The organism is Nocardia sp. 852002-20019_SCH5090214 (assembly GCF_001665865.1).
GTDB classification, from domain to species: Bacteria; Actinomycetota; Actinomycetes; order Mycobacteriales; family Mycobacteriaceae; genus Nocardia; species Nocardia nova.
Genome location: NZ_LZMK01000278.1, coordinates 1 through 567, shown reverse-complemented (window position 1 = coordinate 567; position 567 = coordinate 1). Strand labels below are relative to the sequence as shown.

Annotated in this window: 1 protein-coding gene; it reads left to right on the top strand. The window is 60.5% G+C overall.

Translation table 11 applies throughout. From position 1 onward, the window contains the following. Positions 1 to 286 precede the first annotated feature (286 nt). Positions 287 to 567, top strand: a 281-nt coding sequence (locus tag A5780_RS21805) for a recombinase family protein (RefSeq protein WP_197521827.1), incomplete at its 3' end; no start/stop codon positions are given.

Here is a 567-nt window from a genome sequence, read left to right as displayed (position 1 = left end):
GGCGAGTTTCTGGGCGACGAGTCGACCATCGCGTTCGACGAAGAAGCTCAGCATCTGTGTTCGGTCCCCTCCGAAATCCGTTGACACTCAGAAGTGAAACACGTTACAGCCGCAGCTGCGGAGCGTGGTGCTGGCAGTGCCTGCGCATCTGGGGTACACCCCAACACCACAGTCGTGACCGGGGACGAACAGCGTCAAAATAGGGTGAGAATTCGCCTTTCTTGACACTTGTCGGCTGGGTTCTTAGAGTTCAACCTGACAATTTCGGTCTCTGGAGGGGTGAATCATGCGGGTCGGCTACATCAGGGTCAGCACTCTCGATCAGAACACCGTCCGCCAGCTCGACGGCGTCGATGTCGAACGCACCTTCACCGACAAGGCCTCCGGGAAGGACTCGGCGCGGCCGAAGCTCGCCGAGATGCTCGCGTTCGTGCGTGACGGCGACACGGTGATCGTTCACTCGATGGACCGCCTGGCCCGAAACCTCGACGACCTCCGCTCGATCGTGCGCACCCTCACCGGCAAGGGCGTGCGGGTCGAATTCGTCAAGGAGAGCCTGACTTTCAC